Raw genomic sequence first — 19,558 nt, forward strand, 5'->3', positions numbered from 1 at the left:
TCACGCAGAATGCCACCGAAGGGACGCCGCTGGTCTTGGACATTCCCGGCAGCGACCCGAACACGGGCGATGTCTTGACCTATACCGCGCAGACCCCTCTTCCCGCCGGGATGACGCTGAATAGCGCGACGGGCCGAATCACCTGGACGCCCAGTGAATCGCAAGGAGGCACCAACTACAGCATTACAGTCCGTGTGCAGGATAGCGGCGGACTCTTTAGCGATACCACAATCAGCGGAACAGTGGCGGAGGCGAACACCCCTCCCCAGGCGGGTTCGGTTGCTCCCCTGGCCGCGACCGAAAATGTCCCCCTGAGCGTGAATGTCCCCTTTACCGATCCCGACCTTCCCGCGCAAACGTTGACTTATTCCTTGGTCTCTGGTCCCGCTGGCTCTGCGGTTAACGCGCAAACCGGTCGGTTTACCTGGACGCCGGGCGAAGCGGACGGGGGCCTGACCCGCACCGCGGTTATTCGGGCAACGGACAGTCAGGGAGCAACCGCGGAATTGACCTTGACGATTAATGTCACGGAGGTAAATCAACCCCCTGTTTTAAATGTCGAAACCAGCTTCACCATTGATGAGCTAGAGGCATTTACCACGTCTGCCACCGCGACGGATGGGGATACCCCGACCCAGACACTGACTTTTTCGCTGGTAAACGCCCCCACTGGAATGACCATCAACGCCGCCACCGGGGAAATCTTGTGGACTCCCGGCGAGGCCCAAGGCCCGGCGCAATTCAACTTTTCCGTTCGTGTGACTGATAATCTGGGTCAATTTGCCCAGCGGCAATTGACCGTGACCGTCAGCGAGGTGAACACCGCTCCGACGCTGCTCAACGGGGGGAGTACAGTCAATGTGTTCCAGGGGGCCATTGCCAGTATGTCGGTATTGGCCACGGATGGGGACCTGGCTGCCCAAACGTTGACCTTTGACTTAATCAATGCTCCCGCCGGGGCGACCATCAATCCCCTCACGGGAGAGATCCGTTGGGATACGACCGGCGCGGTGCCGGGTCTCAATGAATTGGTGGTTGGTGTGACGGATTCGCTAGGGCTGTCGAGCACGGCATCATTCTTTATCCAGGTAAATAATTTTAATCCCGGGCCGATTTTTGCCTTGTTTTCCGCGCCGACCCCGCCGATAAACACGCCGGTGGTGCTGGATACGGCTGCCAGCAGCGTAGATCCAGAGGTGGTGCTAAGTGAACTTGTCAACGTGGCGGATTTACCCCCTCCCACGACGCCTGGTAATCCGGGTCTGGGCATTAACGAAGGGACGAATCGCTTGCAAGGGGTGACGGAAGGCGTCGAGCAAAACACCCAAAAGCCTGTGATTGACGGTTCCGCCCAGGGAGATTCCACCCCCGAGCAGCCCGCTGAGCAGCAGCAGGATGAAACACCCCGACCCCAGGGAAATCCACTGGAAAATCCGTTCCAATCAGGCGAGGTACAGGCCGCTCCCGCTGAAACACAACAGAGCCTGATGCGCTGGAATGAGCAGGGTCGCCAGCTAGCGGGAATGGTCCTGTCGCGGTTGGGATCGCAAGCGACTCCGCGCCAACTGCAAGATTTGGCCCTGGCTGGCTATCTGGCGGAAGGTATGAACGGTTGGGAAGCCGCTGAAAGCGCCGAAGAGCTAAACGGCGTGCGGTTGGCACCCGCGCAAACTACCAAGGCCCTCGATCAGGGCGTGGATCCGCGGCTGACGGCGGTTTCCCTGGATGACGCGCGGCCGATGACCACACCCGGCGGTTCGGATCGTATAGCCCGTTATGCGGCTAACACGCCGTTGCCCCTGGCGGCGGCGGCGCTGGCCGCGCTACCAGCCGCGGTGATTGCGGCCAAGAAATCCGCGCCAGTCGCGGTACCGCTAGTCACGGAGCAAGTCAATAATCGCCGCGGCGGACGGTACTGGCTGGGGAAGCGTGGGTAGGAGGGGGGGATGGCTAACTTCATTTATAGCCACGGATCGGCACGGATGAGACGTGGTACGGGCTTCAGCCCGTAAACTAAGATTTTACACTTATTTGATAGGCAAGAATATGAATCGGGCCGTTGGCCCTTCCCTAAATTCCTTCCTCTGAACCTAGGGCGACGCTGCGCATGCCCTAGGCTGGGAAAGGTCGGGCATTTGGCCCGCAAATGCTTGAGCAACAAATAATCTTCGCACGTTGCGAAGATTTGAAAGGTGAGAAGTACGGATAAATGCCTTTAAAGACTTCTCGCAAGTCAATGATGCATACAATCCGTGAAAATCAGTACCAATCCGTGGCTAAAATAATATAAGGCATTAAGGGGGACGGGAGTCTTCCGCGAGCAAGCCTGATTGCCAAAAGCGTTTTCACCGCGTCAGACTCCCGACCAGCAGTGAGTCCCTTGCTTACGCAGCGGGCTGAGATTCTACCCCGCTAGTTGTTCAGCCATTTTCTTGATCCCCGCCAGATCAAGTTTGCCTGTCCCCAAAATTGGCAAGCTATCCACCTGATAATAACAGTCATTCCCGGGAATATACAGATTTGGCAGGCCCGCTTCGGTGAGGGCTTTGGCCAGTTCGGCGGGTGTCCGGTTAAGTCCTGTATGCAGCACGATCAAGCGCTCTCCCTTTTTTTCATCAGGCACGGCGCTCACGGCCAGGGGTTGTTGTTCGGCGTCTCCCGCGCCGACCGCTTTTAATAACTCTTCCTCCACCGCGCCGTGGGGGACCATCTCTCCCCCGATTTTTGAAAAGCGGCTCAATCGGCCCGTGATTTGGATAAACCCCTCCTCGTCCAAACGCGCCATATCGCCCGTGCAGTACCAGCCATCCACGAGTACCTGATCCGTTAAGTCGCGTCGATGAAGATACCCCTCCATCACGTTGCCGCCGCTTATCCACAATAGGCCATCCTCGCCGCAAGCGCGCGGGGCGCGGGTCTCGGGATCGCGGATTTCGGCGCAGACGCCGGGGACGGGCCGGCCTACGGTTCCTTCCTTGCGGTTGGAATGAAATCCCTTGACACTACGGCTGGGGGGGATATTCACCGACGCCAGCGGCGCTAGCTCTGTCGTGCCGTACCCTTCCACCGGCCGCACATGGAATTTTTCTTCAAAGGCGTCCGCCACGTCCTGGGGCAATCTCTCGGCCCCGGTGATGACCGTGTTGAGCGTGGCAAAATCCGCCGCCTCGCACCGCCGGATGTAACTGCGCAAAAACGTGGGCGTGGTGAGCAGCACGGTTCCCCCCGCTTCACGGCATAGTTTGCCCACTTGTTTGGCGTCCAGCGGACTAAAGTGGTAGGCCACCTTGAGATTTAGCAGCAATCCCGCCCAGAGCGTGACCGTGGAGCCCAGCGCGTGAAAGAGCGGTAAAATCCCCAAGAGCACATCCTCGGATTGCAGATGGATCACTTGATCAATCGCCTCGACATTGGCTTTGACATTGCCGTGGGTCAGGACGACACCCTTGGGCTTGCCGGTGGATCCGCTGGTAAAGATGATCGTGAGCGGATCCGACCCCGGGGTGCGCAAGATCCCCAGCCACCACGCCAGCACCGATTTTGGCAACAGCCAGGTTTGCAGCGCGGCGACCACCTTATCCCAGGTGGTGACCATTCCTTTGACATCCTCCAGAAGTATCATGCGTCCTTGGAGCTTTAAATCCATTTTGTCCAAAAACTTTTGGCTGGTGATGACGGTTTGTATGCCCGCCTGTTCCAGGCAGGAATTCAGGATTTCCGCGGTACAAGTGTAGTTGAGATTGCTAATCACTCGCCGGTCCAGCACCAGCGAAAAATTGGTCACCGCCGCCGGCACGGTCGGTGGCAAGAGCACGCCGATGGTTTTTTCGGCGGGGCCTAGTATTCGTCGCAGTACGCGCCGCAGGATCAGCGCGCGGGTGACGGTGGCGGCCCCGGTCAAGCTTGCCCCCGTGGTGTCAGAGAATTTCGGCCGGAATTTCTTGCGAAAGCAGCCAATCAACCCCTCGTACCCGATCGACGTACGGGCCTGGGTCCGTTCGCGCACGGCCTGAGCCCCCAGACGCAGGACGGCGTTGCGCGTTTGAGAAATATCCGTCACATTCAGCAATGCCGCGCCATAGTGCACGCCCACGGGATAAGGCCACTGGCGGGGCCATTTCCAAAAGAATTTGCCATCGTCAAAGCTAAAGATACTGCCCCACAGTTGATCCAGATAAACGGGAACCACGGGGGCGTTGGTGCCGTCAAGAATTTTCATCATTCCGGGCTTAAAGGTTTGCAAATTGCCCGTGCGCGAGATTTCTCCTTCGGGAAAGAGGCAGACCACCTCGCCGTTTTTGAGGGCCTCGTTGGCGGTTTTAAGGGCCCTGATAATTGATTTGGGATTAGCCGTGACCAGGATTACTCCCCACTGTTCCGCCAGCGTGCGCATCAGTTTATTTTCAAAGTTTCCCGCCCAGGCGAACATGCGAATGGGCCGGGGGCAGGTCAAAATGATGACCACGGCGTCCAGCCACGAAACATGATTGCTGGTAAGCAGCACAGGCCCGCTGGCGGGGATGTTCTCGGCCCCGGTGAGCTTGATGCGGTACAAGACCGACGTGACCAGCCAGACCACAAACCGCACCGCGGCCTGGGGGATCAGCTTCACAATGTAATACAGCACCGGGATGGTTACTAACCCGCAGAGCAGAAAGATCGTCTGTGCCGAAAAGAGCGGCTCCCGGCCGATGGTGCCATCCGGGCGGGTCACGGTGGCGCCCAATTCGGACCGTAAGAGCATATAAAGCAGGCTCACTCCGATGATGCCGCTAAACGACAAAAAGTTATTCGCCGCCAATAGCGAGCCCCGGTTTTGCCGCGGGCTATACTCTTGCATGTAGGCTTCCAGTGGAATATCAAATAGTCCCGCGCTGGCCCCCAGTAAAAACAATAAACCGCAAGTTACCACGTGCCAGACGGTGATTTGCAGGACGCCATCCACCAAGACGAACAGACTTCCCCCGCAAAACCATAATAATAAAGTGGTGAATATCACCCCTATCGCCCCCAGCGGCAAGATTCCCAGTTCGACACGATTTCCCGACCAGTATCCCGCCAACAGGCTGCCAATCCCCACGCCCAATGTCAGGCAGATTAAAAATGGCGTGTTATCGCTTTGGGTGATGTATTGTTTCGTTTCCGGCGTAGTGGTGGAAGCGACAGGGGTCGTTTCGGTGTTGGTCGCGGCGGCATTTCGCGCGGCAAAATCATCGGCATAACGGATCGCCCCGGCGGGTGCTCCCTCTTTGACCAGTTGGTCGACGTTTTGGTTGGACATGGCCGCCAGCGACCAAAAAAACATGATCCCCATGGCCACGCGCCACAACGCTTTATTGGCATATAGCAGCTTCAAATCCTGCCAGGTGGTGTTGATAAAATTCCAGGAAAAATCCAATTGCGGATTTCCCGGCGGACGATAAGAAATGAGCAGGCTAAACCCCCAACCGACAGCCGCCACCCCCAGAATAACCCCGGCGCAGAGCCAGAGATAGCTTTCTCCTCCGGGACCTTTGAGCAAGTCGGCCAGATAATTGCCGATGCCGGTTCCCACGATCACACTGACCAGCGTCGTCAGCCCGAACCAGCCGTTGGCTTTGGAAATGAGGCGTTCGGGTAGCATCTCGGGCAGGGAGGCCATGCGCGCGGGGGAATATAAAGCGCTTTGGGCCCCCATAAAAAAGAGCACGATAAACACACTATAAAGCTCTCCGGTAGCCAGCGCCGACCAAATCGCGATGGCCCCGGCCAGCATCACGACAATTTCCAAGAATTTGGCACCCGCCACAATCCGTGATTTGGCAAACCGATCCGCCAAAAATCCCGCCGGCGCGGCAAACACCAAAAATGGCAACGTCAGGCAAATTGTCCCAATCCCAATCAGCATGCTTTGATGGCTAGCGCTGGTCGCAAACTTTAACGCCAACCCCACCACCATCCAGCGAAAGATATTGTCATTTACCGTCCCCAGGGCTTGGGCCGCCAGCAGGCCCACGAATGAGCGGTTCCATAATTGGCTTTCTTGAACACTATCCGTGGCGGGAAATAGATTTGCGCTGGTGTCGCCACTGACCTCATGGGTGAGCAGGCTGGGAACGGCCACCGGTTCGGATGAGTTTGTCATGCGTGTGATCCAGAAATTGCGAAAACTCTAGGTGGGGTTTTTGGCATCGCTCGATTGACCAGGGGGTAAATCCGGCTATTACTCTGGTCGACCGCTACCACCCGCGTGCAAACCGCGGCAAACCGGCTTCCCCCCCTAGGATGGCACTATCATAATTGATTTGGCCAATCTGAGAATGCGGACTTTGACCGGTAAATGTAAAATTTAGGCCTTTTTGGCGGGTGGGCTTCTTTAAAATTGCCGTGATAACCCCTGCACCAGGTGAATAAAGTTCTTTGTTCCCCGCCAGGGTGTTTTGGTCACAAACACAGCGTCGGTACTGAAGTAAAAACTGGCAAATATCTGTTTTACTTGATTATCGGCTTTATTTTTCCTGCCGTCCGCCGGGGTGCATTTCGCTTTACAAGGCCCAGCCAACTCCCTTAAGATAGTCTGTTAGTGAAGGGAATAAATTGTGATTTTTCATCCGCGAGGAGCAAGACAGATGGTCTGGCAAAGAAATTTTTGGCTGGCACTGGGCGTGATTTATTGCGGATTATGGGGGGGGAGTACGGCCCAACCCGCTCGGGCAGCGGAGGGAATTTCCGGCGAAAAAATCAAATTCAAGCGGACCATGCTCGACGAAAAATTTCGCAGCGAAGGGGTGGCGGTGGGTGATTTTAATAAAGATGGCAAACTGGACATTGCCGCGGGAAGCGTGTGGTACGCGGCCCCTGACTGGAAGATGCACCAAGTCCGCGAAAAGGCCGAAGAACACAATCCGCATGGCTACAGCGACAGCTTTGTGAATGCCGCCGACGATCTGAATGGCGACGGCTGGGTGGATCTGCTGGTGGTCGATTTTCCGGGTAAGCCGACCTGGTGGTTTGAAAATCCCCAAAACCAGTCCGGTCCCTGGAAACGCCACGAATGCACACCCGTGACAAACAACGAAAGTCCCCAGTACCTGGACCTGGATGGGGACGGCCAGCGCGAATGGATCATGGCGACATGTGATGACGCCAATAATCCCGACGGGGAAAAGCGGTACCAGGCGATCATCAAACGGGTTGCGGATCCCCTGGCCAAATGGACCATCCAGCGGCTCAGCGAATACCAAGCCCCCATGACGACCAAGTACTCTCACGGGATTGGCGCGGGAGATGTCAACGGCGACGGCCGCCAGGATTTATTTGTTAAGGATGGCTGGTGGGAGGCCCCCGCCGTGGAAAGTTCTGAGTTGTGGAAATTTCACCCGGCCTCGTTTGGCCAGGATTGTGCCCACATGTATGCCTACGATGTGGATGGCGATGGGGATAGCGACATTATCAATAGCAGCGCGCATCAAATCGGTGTCTGGTGGCATGAGCAAACACCCGAAGGTTGGAAAACGCACACCATTTCCAAGGATTTTTCGCAAAGTCATAGCCTGAATCTAGTGGATATGAATGGCGATGGGCTAAAAGACATTGTGACCGGCAAACGCTGGTGGGCCCATGGCCCTAATGGCGATGCCAATCCCAATGACCCGGCGGTGGTGGTTTGGTTTGAACTGTCGCGTGAAAATGGCCAAGCCCACTGGAAAATGCACCATATTGACCACAATAGCGGCGTGGGGACCCAGTTCGAGGTAGCCGATATCAACGGCGACAAGCTGCCTGATGTTATTGTCAGCAATAAAAAAGGGGTGTATTTGCTGGAGCAGATCGCACAGTAAACCTCGTACTGGCGAGTTTTTTCTCGCCACAAATCCGTAGTGGCGAGTTTTACTCGCCAACATGCGATATGTAGGTGGCGAGGGTTCAAAGCGAGGCCAGAACCCCCAAACAGTTGTATTGGCGAATTTTACTCCGTTGGCATTGACTTCGGCGAGTGCAACTCGCCGTTACATATTGCCTTTGCTTTCCCCCTCCAACATCTGGATATTCCTCGATCAACTACAAGATTTTGCTGTTTCCCAAAATGCCTAAATTTTAGACAATACTGTTTTGGCCGGGGTGGGTCTGTCCGAGCGTCCTTGTGCTGGCCCACCCAAATAATCTTCTACATATTATTCCCCGCTTATGTCCGTCGCCACTCTGACCCCTCCCGCCAACGCTGTTTCCACACTCAAGGTTTATAACACCCTGACCCGTGCCAAGGAACCGTTTCAGACGGTGCGGCCCGGCCAAGTCAGTATGTATTTGTGCGGGCCGACCGTTTACAAACCCGCCCATATCGGTCACATGGTCGGTCCCGTCATTTTTGACACCATCAAGCGCTATCTGACCTATTTGGGCTACCGCGTCACCTGGGTGGTCAATATCACCGACGTGGACGACAAACTGATTAACAAGGCCCGCGAACTGGGGACTTCCGTGGAGACCCTGGCTCGCAAAATGACCGATGATTATTTTGATAATCTGCGAGTCATGGGAGTGACGGTTGGTCCGGGGGGCATCGACCAGACCCCCTACGCGACGGCCCACATTGCCGAAATGCAGGAAATCATCACCACCTTGATCGAGCGGGGCTATGCGTATCCGCTGGCGGGGGATGTCTATTTTCAATGCCTCAAGGACGCGGATTACGGCAAACTGAGCCGCCGGAGCCTGGAGGATATGTTGGCGGGAACCCGCGCCGAGACCAAGGATGGTAAGCACCACCCCGCGGACTTTGCCCTGTGGAAGGCATCCAAGGCGGGGGAACCCGCGTGGGATAGCCCCTGGGGACCGGGGCGTCCGGGTTGGCATATCGAATGCTCGGCCATGGCTCGAAAAATCCTAGGGGATACGATTGACATTCACGGCGGCGGCCTGGATCTCATGTTTCCCCATCACGAAAACGAGCTTGCCCAGTCCGAATCTTGCACGGGTAAACCCTTTGCGAGGTATTGGCTACATAACGGCCTGATGCAAGCCGCCGGCCAAGCGGGCAAAGTGGGGGGCCAGCATGACAAACAAGGCGACAAGACTTCCGCCGCAACCACAGAAGCCCCCCCTGCCCCGTCCCTGACCGACGCCCTCAGCCACGAGCAATTGGCCCAAGAGGCCAACAAGATCGCCGGATCAAAGGGGGCGGCCAGCGTCAAGGAACTATTTGCCCGTCATTCGCCCGAGGCAATTCGCTTTTTCCTGCTCAGCACGCATTACCGCAGCCCGATCCAGTTTAGCGATGAACTGCTCACCGAAACGGGGCGCGGGTTGGAGGGTTTTTACAGGTTCTTTAAGCGCGTGCAGCGGATTAGCGGAAAAAGCTACTATGAAATGCCTTATCCCGGCACGCGCGCGGCCGGGAATGCGTCCTTGGCGGAGGCCGCCTTGGCAAATTCCGCCGCCACCGACTTTTATCATGAAGTTAGTGCCATTCGGGCCAAGTTTTGCGACGCGCTCGATGACGACTTTAATACGGGCGCGGGAACGGCGGCACTATTTGACCTCTTGCGCGTGCTTAATAAATTTGGCGATGTGGAAAAACTCGAATCGCAACCCACCCCGGAAAAAGTGGCCATCTTTTTAACCGGCGTCGCGGTCCTGCGAGAGTTGACCGCCATCCTGGGCGTGTTTTTGCAGCCGGTCAGCACTAGCGGCGGAGGGGATGAAACCCTGTTGGGCCAATTGATGAGCCTGCTGATTGAAATTCGGGCAAATTCGCGCAAGAACAAGGACTTTGCCACGGCGGACCTGATACGCAAAAAGCTGGCGGAATTTGGCGTCGCGCTCGAGGATCGACCGGGCGGAACGGAATGGACGCGGGAGATGGCAAATAAGAATTAAGAATGATTGTGGAGCAGCCAAGTAGCGGAATTCGCCAGAATTCCGGCATTATTTCCCCCATTGCTGACGCTGCGGGCTGAGATATTTCCCCCTTGCTGACGCTGCGGGCTGAATTTCCATGCTCCGCACTACGGTTTAGCGGCTTGGTAAGCCAGATTTCCCCCCACGTAGGTTCGCTCAACAATGATGTCCTTGATTTTGTCAGTGGGGACTTCCAGCGGGTCGGCTCCCAGAACCACCAAATCCGCGTACTTACCCACTTCCAGCGAGCCGGTTGTCGCTTCGCCAAAGCCCCCCCGCGCGCTGTGGATTGTCCATGACGCCAGGGCTTGCTCGGGGCTAATGCATTGCTCAGCGCCATAGATTTTTCCGGCAAAGCTCTCCCGTCGAACCAGGTCCTGCATCCTGAGGAGCGGTCGCGCGGCGCTAACGGGGGAGTCGGAATTTCCCGCCACGGTCACGCCCAGGTCAAATAGCGCGCGGTTGGGGTGCATCCACTTCCAGCGCCATGCGCCATACGCCTCCATTTTGTCGCCATGTTCATAAATATAGGAATGCGGCGCGATGACCAGTTCCAGCTTTTTGATCCGCGCGAGAATCTCCGCCGTCACCACGCTGCAATGTTCAATCCGGTGGCGGTGGTCCGCGCGAGGGTGACGTTCCAATACTTGTTCAAAGGCGGTCAGCAGCATGTCGATTTCGCGGTCGCCATTGGCGTGGACGCACGCCTGCAACCCGGCCAGATGAATTTTTTCAATCAGCGCGTTCAGTTCTTCCTGCGTGCGGGCGGGAGGGACTCCAAAATCATCCGGTCGGCGCTCGTAAGGTTGCGAAAGCCAGCAGGTCTGGCCGCTGAGCGAGTTGCCGTGGTACAGTTTGATCGCTCCATAACGCACGAGCGGCGTTCCAGCGGGTTGCGCGCGTTTCCGCCACACGGCCTCTTTCAGGTCCCCTTCCCGTAGCATGACGTAGCACCGGACCGGGGCCTCCGCCTGGGCCTCCTGAATAATGGCCACGGTATCCGCGCCCGTGCCGGCGATATGAATCCCGGTGATTCCCGCGGCCAGATACTCCTCAAGACACTGGCGATAGGCGGCAATTTTTTGCTCTGGCGTGGGTTGTTGAGTGGACTTTGGCCCTGCCCGCCGGACCAGCCCGGTGGCGGACTCCTTCAGGATGCCTGTGGGTTCGCCGGTGGCGTCCTTGTCGATTTCTCCCCCCATTGGGGATTTGGTGTCGCGTGTAACTTTGGCAAGCTCCAGAGCGTGGCTATTGGCTACCGAGCGGTGCCCGCTGGAATGCGTGATCAGGATCGGATGCCTTGTGCTGGCCTGGTCCAGATCGTGTCGCGTGGGATGCCGGCCCAAAAATGTTTCTTGATAGTTGGTCCCCGTGACCCATTCGCCTGCGGGTGTGCGGTCGGCTTTGGCCTTGAGCGCGGCAATCAATTCGTCCAGCGAGCGGACTTTTTCCGGGCCACATTCGACCACATACCACGGCGCGTCTGGCGGATAGATGGGCCGGGGATGGCAATGCGCGTCAATAAAGCCAGGGACCACGGTTTTTCCCGCAAGTTTGATTTCTACAGTCTGCGGCCCCCGCAATTCGGCGGGGACATCGTTGCCCACATGAATGATCCGCTCTCCCCGAATGGCCAAGACCGAGGCCGATGGCAAGTTGCCATCTAATGTGTGAATTTTGGCCTCGGTTAACAGCAAGTCCGCGTGCTCCTGGGCGATGACAGTCAGCGGGCAGGCCAGCAGTAGCCAGCAAAAACAAACAGCTCCGGGTAAACGCAAATGGGTTGCAAAAGAGTCGTGCGTCATAACAGAATAGTAAAAAAAGAGTTCATTGCGGATGGACAGCCGTGGAATGCGCGCCCTGGGCTAGTTTACCAATCTTGGATGAGAATTTTGTGAGCAGGGTTAGAAAAGCCGCGTCCTTGCACCACTGTACGGTGACCACGCAGTCAATTTGAGCTACGCACTTAAGTCCGTGCTACAAGGGCTGGAGGCTCGCTAAAGCTTGACCGCCGATGCCATCGGCGCCCCTCGTCCCACGCCTCGCGCCTCGCGACCGCCGATGCCATCGGCGGCTTTGTAACGGCCCCGGCGTCCCTCGTCCCTGCTCCTCCACTCCCCTGCTCCTCCGCGTATTCTCAACCGCGCTCCGCTGCGCGTCGCGGCTAACCATCTCCATCTCCTACCCCCCCTCTCCTAATCCCAGCACAAACTGGTGAAAATCCCCCTCCACGTCAAAATCTCCATCACCCAGGGACCAATGCTGGGGGTGATTCATTGGGGAAGAGATATCCAATCGAATTGTATTTCCCAGGGGAAAATTAAAGTACACCTCATAACCGCGCTTCCAACCTCCCGCGATATTGCTTGTGGGGCGTCGTTCATAACCGGGAAAGTGGGCCGCCAGGGCCGCGATTTTCCCCGCATCGTGCAACTGGATGGTGCGGGTCAGTTTGCCGATCTCATAAACCAGAATCATGGCCGCGGAAGGAGGCCGATCGGGGGCTTGATTTTGCAGGCCCCACCCCATTCCCAGAGCGCCTAAGGCCACACCCAATACAAGCGCCGCCGCGCCGATGATCCAGGTCCGTTGCATGTAAGTCATTATTGGCTAAGGGTTAAGCGATAGAAAATGCGAGGGGGCTCACTTGTGCCGGGAATTATTTTTTTAGCAAAAAGTCTTGTGAAGAGCCATTTTTGGGGAACTTCCATCAACTGTTAGCGTCAAAAACCCCACAAAAGTGAAGTTGGGGCCAAATTTTGGCTTTAAGCTACGCTATAGCAGGCCAATTCTGGATCTTGACACCATCCCTATATTCCTCCAGGCTCAACCAGGAGTGTCGCATGTTGCGTCGGTTTTTAAGACTTTTTTTGCTGGTGGCAATGGGACTCATGCATTTTCCCGGATCTGGAACGGCACGCGCCGGAGAGATTGGCTGGCTAGAGTCCTTCTCCCTGGGCCCGGACCGGGCCGCCGCGCTCAAGCAGTTGATTCCCGGCACCGAGGATTACTTTTACTATCATTGCCTGCATTACCAGTCGCAGGAGTTATTTGACAAAGTTGACGAACTGCTGGCGGCCTGGGTCAAGCAGCATAACTGGACGCCGCGGGCGATAGAAATTCAAAATCGCCAGGCGCTTTTAAATTATAAAAAGAATCCCCAGGCCGCGCTCGATTTGATTCGCCAACGGTTGAATTTACAGTTTAACCATCAGCGGGAACTCCTTAATCAAAAGCCGCAACTTCCCACCGCGCTCGATCCAAAATCCATTAGCCGCGACACGCTGCGCGCGCTGGCGCTACAGCAGTTTAGCAATACGCTGGAGGGGTTTGAGGATAGTGCCCTGGAATGGCTGGCCACGGACGAGCTGAATCCCGATCAACGGCGGCAACTGCTCGCCCGGCTGAGCCGGCCCGACTATCCCGACCTGGCAAAAATGGTGGTGGATGACCTGAATCACCGCGATAGCGGCGGCTTTGGCCAGTTTGCCATTCATGACCAGTTGCTACTGAGCCAACTGGAAGAAGTGCTAAAGCTCAAGCCCGATTTGCGCAACAATGGCCGCTTTGTGAATGCCATGCTGGTCCGGCTGGCCCCGGACAATGACACAAACTGGCGGCAAAACCGGGCCGAGCTACGGGCGTATTTAAATCGCCTGCGGGAATACGCCGCGACGCTGGATAGCGTGCATAACTCGCTCAAGGCGCATGTCCTGTACCACCTGTTGTTGTTGGATCAAAAAGAAGGAAAATTTGACCGCGCGTTGTTTGTGGAGTATTTGCAACTCCCCAAAAACGCCGTTTATATCGAACCAAAGTACCTGGAGCCCCTGGAACGTCGCGAGCGGCAGGCCAACCTCCAGGCCGATTACACGCCGCTGACACAGTTGCCGGTCGTGGGAAATGACGAACCGCTCGTTCGCAGCCTGTTTTTGGCGTACTTTGTGGAAGCGGAAGATTTTGCCGAATTTAAGCCCCTGGTGCGCGAGGATTACCTGCGGCAGCTCTTTGCCGAGGCCAAGATTGTCAATGGCGTGGGTGACGCCGAACGTTGGTACGCGCTGCTGCCGCCGGAACAAGCGCGGCAACTGCGGGAGCGGATCGATCTGGACTTTGCCCCGACCAACCAGACCGAGTTTGCCGTGGATGAGCCGGTTGCCTTGGACCTGTACGTCAAGAACGTCGGCACGCTGATTGTCAAAGTGTTTGAGATCAACACCGACAGTTATTACCGGCAACAATTGTCGGAAATCGGCACCGATATCAACCTGGACGGCTTGGTGGCCAACTCGGAACAAACGCTAACCTATGCCGATCCCGCCGTTCGCCGCGTCAAACGCCACTTTGAATTTCCCCAGCTAAAGCAGCGGGGCGTGTATGTGATTGACTTTATCGGCAATGGGCGGGCCAGCCGGGCGCTTATTCGCAAGGGAAAGCTGCAATTTATCAGCCGTCAAAGCGTGGCGGGGCAGATTTTTACCATCCTGGACGAGCAAAATCAAATTGTTCCCAACGCCACGATTTGGCATGGCGGCACGTTGTATACCGCGAATGATAAACAGGAAATTGTCTTGCCGTTTAGCAACCAAACAGGGCGGCAGCCACTGATTTTATCCGCGAACGGCTTTTCCACGCTAGAGTATTTTGAACATGCCGCCGAGGCGTATTCACTGAACGCGGGATTTTATGTCGATCGCGAGGAACTCCTTAGCCGCCGCGAGGCCCAACTGCTGGTTCGGCCCCGCTTGTCGCTCAATGGCACGCCGGTCACGGGCAAAGTGCTGGAGGAACCGATCCTCACGATTGTTTCCACTGATTTGGATAACGTCGTTTCAACCAAGGTGATCACCGACCTCAAGTTTCTCGATGACCGCGAGATTACCGTCCCATTTTTGGTCCCCCAGCGCTTGGCCAGTGTGCGGTTTGTGCTGCAAGCCAAAGCGCAGGTCCACAGCCAAAATCAAAAGACCAACTTTGCCGCCGAGCAAACCTTTGCCATTAACGAAATTGACCGGACCGAAAAGACCGAGGCCCTGCACTTTATCAAATCCGAAAAGAACTACTTTTTAGAACTGCTGGGGAAGACGGGCGAAAACAAGGCCGACCGCGCGGTGCAAATTTCGCTAAAACTGCACGACTTTAAGCAACCGGTCAATCTGACGCTGCAAACCGATGCGGGGGGCCGGATCTCGCTGGGACCGCTTCCCGGTGTGCAATATGTCACCGCCACCGGTCCCCAGGGACAGACCCAGGGGTGGCCGCTGTTGGTCGATGGGCATAGTTACCCCGCGAATTTGCATGGTGGCACAACCGCGCCGTTGCAGCTTCCCTATCCCGCTCCGGGGGAAGAACTGGACCGCGGCGACCTGACACTGTTGGAACTGCGCGGCGACCGCTATGTCGTCGACCGGTTTGAGCATCTGTCCCGCCAGCCGGGATTGTTAATCATTAGCAAGCTCCCGCCGGGGGATTACCGACTTTGGATTCGCTCGCAAAAAGCGACTATGGACGTGCGCATCACCGCCGGAAAACAACAGCAACACTATGTGCTGGGTAACTCGCGCAAGCTGCAAGTCATCAACCCCCAGCCGCTTAGTTTGCCGCCAATTGCGGTGGAAGGCGAAAAAATTAAAATTACCCTAGTCAATAATAGCCCCGTCGCGCGGGTGCATGTGCTGGCCAATCGGTACCAACCCCGCTTTTTGGCCTATGAGTATCTGTTTGCCCGCAGTCGCGAGCCGGGACTGATCTTTACGCCGCGGGTCCAATCCCAATATATCGAGGGGCGGGACATCGGCGACGAGTTCCGCTACATCATCGAGCGCCGCTTTTCCCAAAAGTTTCCCGGCAATATGCTGGAACGCCCCAGCCTGCTCCTGAACCCCTGGGCGGTGCGGAGTACCGAAACCGCCCAGCAGGAAGCGCTGGACGGGACGCAGTTTGGGGGGGTGGCGGGGGACGCGGCCGCTATGGCAAAGGCAATGGAAGTCCAGCAGGCTGGAGGCTCTGCAATGGCTGGCAACGCCGACTTTGCCAATCTGAATTTTCTTGCTAATACATCGCTCGTGCTCGTCAATCTGGAAGCAAATGAGCAGGGAGTGATCGAAATCGACCGTAAGGATTTGGGCAATCACCAGGACATTTTTATCCTGGCGATCGATCCGCAAAACACGGCAGTTCGTCGGATCACCCTGCCAGCGAAAAAAGCACAGTTTCTGGACTTGCGGCTGGCCAAGACGCTCGATCCCGCCAAACATTTTATGAGGCAGCAGCGGATCAATATCTTGCAGGCGAACGAGCAATTTGGCATCGAGGATGTGACCAGCAGCCGGTTTGAGCTGTATGACACGCTGCCGAAGGTGCAGTTGCTGTATGGAGCACTGAATGGCGATCCCAAATTCGCCGAGTTCTCATTTCTGAGGAATTGGCCCAATCTGAAGGACGAGGAAAAGCGGGACTTTTATCACAAGTACGCCTGTCATGAGCTGCACTTGTTTATATACAGAAAAGATCCGGATTTTTTTAAGAATGTCCTTTTGCCATACTTGGGAAATAAAAAAGAAAAGCAACTGCTGGACCGCTGGCTCTTATCGGCGGATCTGGCGGAGGACCTGCAACCGTGGGAATTTGAGCGGTCCAATACGCTGGAGCGGCTGTTGGTCGCCAATCGCGTGAAAGCAGCGAGTGGGCCTATCAAACGCCTGGTGCGGGATCAATTTTCGCTGTTGGCCATTGACCGCAATCGGCAGAGCTTGCTATTTGAAACAGCGATCAAGGGGAGCGCGCTGGAGACTGGCGACAGCCTGGGAATCCGCAAAGCAATTTTGCAGGAAGAGGCGAAAGCGGATAAATTTTTAGAACGCGCCGCCGACATGCCCGCTGGAGCCACCTATGCGTTTAACGCACCGGGAGCACCCGCGCCGCCAGCCCCTTTGGCGGCGGCCATCGCGGCCGCCGAGCCAAAACTAGAAAGCGCCGAAAAACTCCGCGAGGAGAGCAGTGGCAAGAAGCAAGCCGAAATGCAGCGCCGTGGGGCCTTCCGCACTAAAGATGGCAAAGGGGACAGCGATGGGGTGAATTTCTTTGCCGATGACCGCGCTTTGGGCAAAAGCGTGGAACAGTATTACCGTAAGCTAGATAAAACAATGGAATGGGCGGAGAGCAACTATTACCGCCTGACCATTGATCAGCAGACTGCGGGCCTGATCAGCGTAAACCCATTTTGGAATTCCGTGGCGGAGGCGGATCTCAACCAGCCGTTCCAATCCACTCAATTGGCCGAGGCGACCCGCAATTTGCACGAGATGCTGACCGCGCTCGCGCTACTGGACATTCCGCATACCGCGGGCAAGCACGAGGTCAAATTCGACGGGCCAAAGATGAGCCTGACGGCCGCTTCGCCCATAGTGGTCTATCACGAACAAATTCTACCCGCCGACAAAGTAGCCGAGCGTGCCCCGATTTTGGTCAGCGAGAACTTTTTCCGCCATGGCGAGCGCTTTCGCCAGGAAAATGGCGAAACGTTTGACAAATTTATCAGCGAGGAATTTTTGGTCGATGTGGTGTACGGGTGCAGCATCGTGGTGACGAATCCCACTTCATCGCGCAAGAAAGTCAGCGTGCTCATGCAAATCCCCGCCGGTTCGCTGCCGGTGCTGGGGGGACAGGCGACCAAAAGCGTGCCGCTGGACCTGGAACCGTATCACACGCAAACGCTGGAATACTTTTTCTATTTTCCGGTGGCGGGCAAGTTTGCCCACTATCCCGTGCAAGTTGCGTCCGCCCAGGCCGCCGCGCCTGCGCCGGCTGAAGCCCCCCGTGGTGAAAAAGACGAGGGTGAAAAAGAAGCCGCAGAAAAAGCCCCCGCGGCCGCCGTCAACGAAGTGCTCGCCTTTGCCCAGCCGTTTACATTTAATGTGGTGCGGGAACTGACAAATGTGGACCAACAGTCCTGGGACTATATCTCGCAGCATGGATCCAACGACGACGTCCTGGCGTTCCTCAAGCGCGAGAACGTGCTGCGGGTTAATCTGGACCGGATCGCCTGGCGCGTGCAGGATAAGGAATTTTTTAACAGCGTGCTGGCGCTGCTTTCCGCGCGGCATATTTATCACCACACCTTGTGGTCGTATGGCGTGTTGCATAACGATCCGGCCAGCATCCGCCAGTTTTTGCAGTTTGCGGGGGATTTTGTCGCCCAGACCGGCGATTGGCTGGATAGCCCGCTCCTTACCATTGACCCTGTCACTCGCCGCGCATTTGAACAACTCGACTACATGCCGCTGGTCAACGCGCGGGTGGGCCAACTGGGCCGCACGCGGCAAATTCTGAATGACCGGTTTTTTACGCAGTATAATAAACTGCTAAAGATTCTGTCCTATCGCCGCACGCTAAATGATACCGAGCGGATGGTGGTTATCTACTATCTGCTCTTGCAGGACCGCGTGGCCGAATCGCTGGATTTCTTTGAAAAGGTCAATCCCGAACAGTTGCCCACCCGCCTGCAGTACGATTACTTTGCCGCGTATCTCAGTTTTAGCCAGAGCGACCCCGATACCGCCCGCAAAATCGCCGCCAAGTACGCCGAATATCCGGTCAACCGCTGGCGCACGGCGTTTCAAAACGTCATCAATCAAGCCGATGAGATCGCCCAGCCCGCGGTCGCCATCGCTGATGAACAGAATCGCACCCAGGTGCAAACCGCCCAGGCGGCCCGCACGCCCAGCCTGGACTTTAAGATTGATAATCGCACGGTGCGGCTCAATCTGCAAAATGTTCCCCGGCTGCGGGTGAATTACTATCTGATGGACCTGGAGTTGCTGTTTAGCCGCAACCCGTTTGTGCAGGGAGAATCCCGGCAGTTCTCGTTCATTCAACCGAATTTGACCGAGACGATCGAAGTGCCCGAAGGGGCCACCAGCCATGAGTTTGCCGTACCCGAAAAGCTGGCAACTAGCAATATCCTGGTGGAAATTAGCGGCGCCGGAGTATCGCGCCAACAGGCGTATTATTCCAACTCGCTGCGGGCGACGGTAGTGGAAAACTTTGGCCAGGTGCGCGTCACGCGGGCCGACGCCGATAAACCCTTGCCCAAGGTATATGTCAAGGTTTACGCCCGGATGAAGGATGGCAATGTCCGGTTTTATAAAGATGGTTACACCGACCTGCGGGGCCGGTTTGACTATACATCGCTTTCCACCAATGAGCTGGACTTTGTGGACAAGTTTTCGCTCTTGATCATGAGCGAGGACTTTGGCGCGGTGGTGCGGGAGGCAAGTCCCCCGCAACGGTAGCGAAAGAGGGGAACTTGTAGCGGAACTTGCAAAAGTTCTGGGTGGAGAACGTAGCGGAACTTGCAAAAGTACCGGGCGTGGTTCAACGAGAGCTTTGGAATTCTGGCGAATTCCGCTACACATTCAATTTGGAATTCTAGTGAATTCCGCTACGCGTTAACTTCGGAATTCTGGTGAATTCCGCCACGCGTTGACTTCGGAATTCTAGCGAATTTTGCTACGAGAAAAATTCGTAATTCGTAATTGATTACGCCACTTCCGCCAGGCCCAGACCATGCCATGCGGAATCAATCAGCGTGGGGTCGATGCTGCGCAGGTTTGATCCCGCTCCCGCTAGCAAGGCCAGATTAGCCAACTGGGTTACCCGTCGCGGTACGCCATGGCTC

Annotated in this window: 7 protein-coding genes; 4 read left to right on the top strand and 3 right to left on the bottom strand. The window is 56.3% G+C overall.

Annotation, left to right across the window (positions count from 1 at the left end; genetic code table 11):
* Positions 1-1,937, top strand: a 1,937-nt coding sequence (locus SFX18_09625; protein MDX1963401.1) for a putative Ig domain-containing protein, incomplete at its 5' end; no start/stop codon positions are given.
* A gap of 467 nt (positions 1,938-2,404) precedes the next feature.
* On the opposite strand, the gene SFX18_09630 is transcribed toward SFX18_09625, so the two are convergent.
* Positions 2,405-6,124, bottom strand: coding sequence for an MFS transporter (locus SFX18_09630; protein MDX1963402.1), 3,720 nt, complete (start codon positions 6,122-6,124; stop codon positions 2,405-2,407).
* A gap of 484 nt (positions 6,125-6,608) precedes the next feature.
* On the opposite strand from SFX18_09630, the gene SFX18_09635 reads away from it, so the two are divergent.
* Together SFX18_09635 and cysS are read left to right on the top strand one after the other, a co-directional pair.
* Complete coding sequence (locus SFX18_09635) at positions 6,609-7,820, top strand: VCBS repeat-containing protein (GenBank protein MDX1963403.1); 1,212 nt, start codon at positions 6,609-6,611, stop codon at positions 7,818-7,820.
* A gap of 346 nt (positions 7,821-8,166) precedes the next feature.
* Complete coding sequence (cysS, locus tag SFX18_09640) at positions 8,167-9,858, top strand: cysteine--tRNA ligase (protein ID MDX1963404.1); 1,692 nt, start codon at positions 8,167-8,169, stop codon at positions 9,856-9,858.
* Between the two features lie 128 nt (positions 9,859-9,986).
* Here the strand turns inward: cysS and SFX18_09645 are convergent, their stop codons facing one another.
* Both SFX18_09645 and SFX18_09650 read right to left on the bottom strand, forming a co-directional pair.
* The gene (locus SFX18_09645) at positions 9,987-11,684 is read right to left on the bottom strand and encodes an amidohydrolase (GenBank protein ID MDX1963405.1); all 1,698 of its coding nucleotides are present in this window, start codon (positions 11,682-11,684) and stop codon (positions 9,987-9,989) included.
* A gap of 376 nt (positions 11,685-12,060) precedes the next feature.
* A complete protein-coding gene (locus SFX18_09650; protein ID MDX1963406.1) occupies positions 12,061-12,483 on the bottom strand; it encodes a hypothetical protein in 423 nt (140 codons plus the stop codon).
* Positions 12,484-12,722: 239 nt separating this feature from the next.
* Between SFX18_09650 and SFX18_09655 the strand changes: the two genes are divergently transcribed.
* Entirely contained in the window at positions 12,723-19,172 is a 6,450-nt protein-coding gene (locus SFX18_09655) for a hypothetical protein (GenBank protein MDX1963407.1), read from the top strand.
* Positions 19,173-19,558 lie beyond the last annotated feature (386 nt).

The sequence above is a fragment of the Pirellulales bacterium genome (assembly GCA_033762255.1).
Classification (GTDB): domain Bacteria; phylum Planctomycetota; class Planctomycetia; order Pirellulales; family JALHPA01; genus JANRLT01.

Coding starts and splice junctions, on each gene's coding strand:
- SFX18_09650 (MDX1963406.1), bottom strand. CDS start 12,483: ATGACTTACATGCAACGGACCTGGATCATCGGCGCGGCGGCGCTTGTA.
- SFX18_09635 (MDX1963403.1), top strand. CDS start 6,609: ATGGTCTGGCAAAGAAATTTTTGGCTGGCACTGGGCGTGATTTATTGC.
- SFX18_09645 (MDX1963405.1), bottom strand. CDS start 11,684: ATGACGCACGACTCTTTTGCAACCCATTTGCGTTTACCCGGAGCTGTT.
- cysS (MDX1963404.1), top strand. CDS start 8,167: ATGTCCGTCGCCACTCTGACCCCTCCCGCCAACGCTGTTTCCACACTC.
- SFX18_09630 (MDX1963402.1), bottom strand. CDS start 6,124: ATGACAAACTCATCCGAACCGGTGGCCGTTCCCAGCCTGCTCACCCAT.
- SFX18_09655 (MDX1963407.1), top strand. CDS start 12,723: ATGTTGCGTCGGTTTTTAAGACTTTTTTTGCTGGTGGCAATGGGACTC.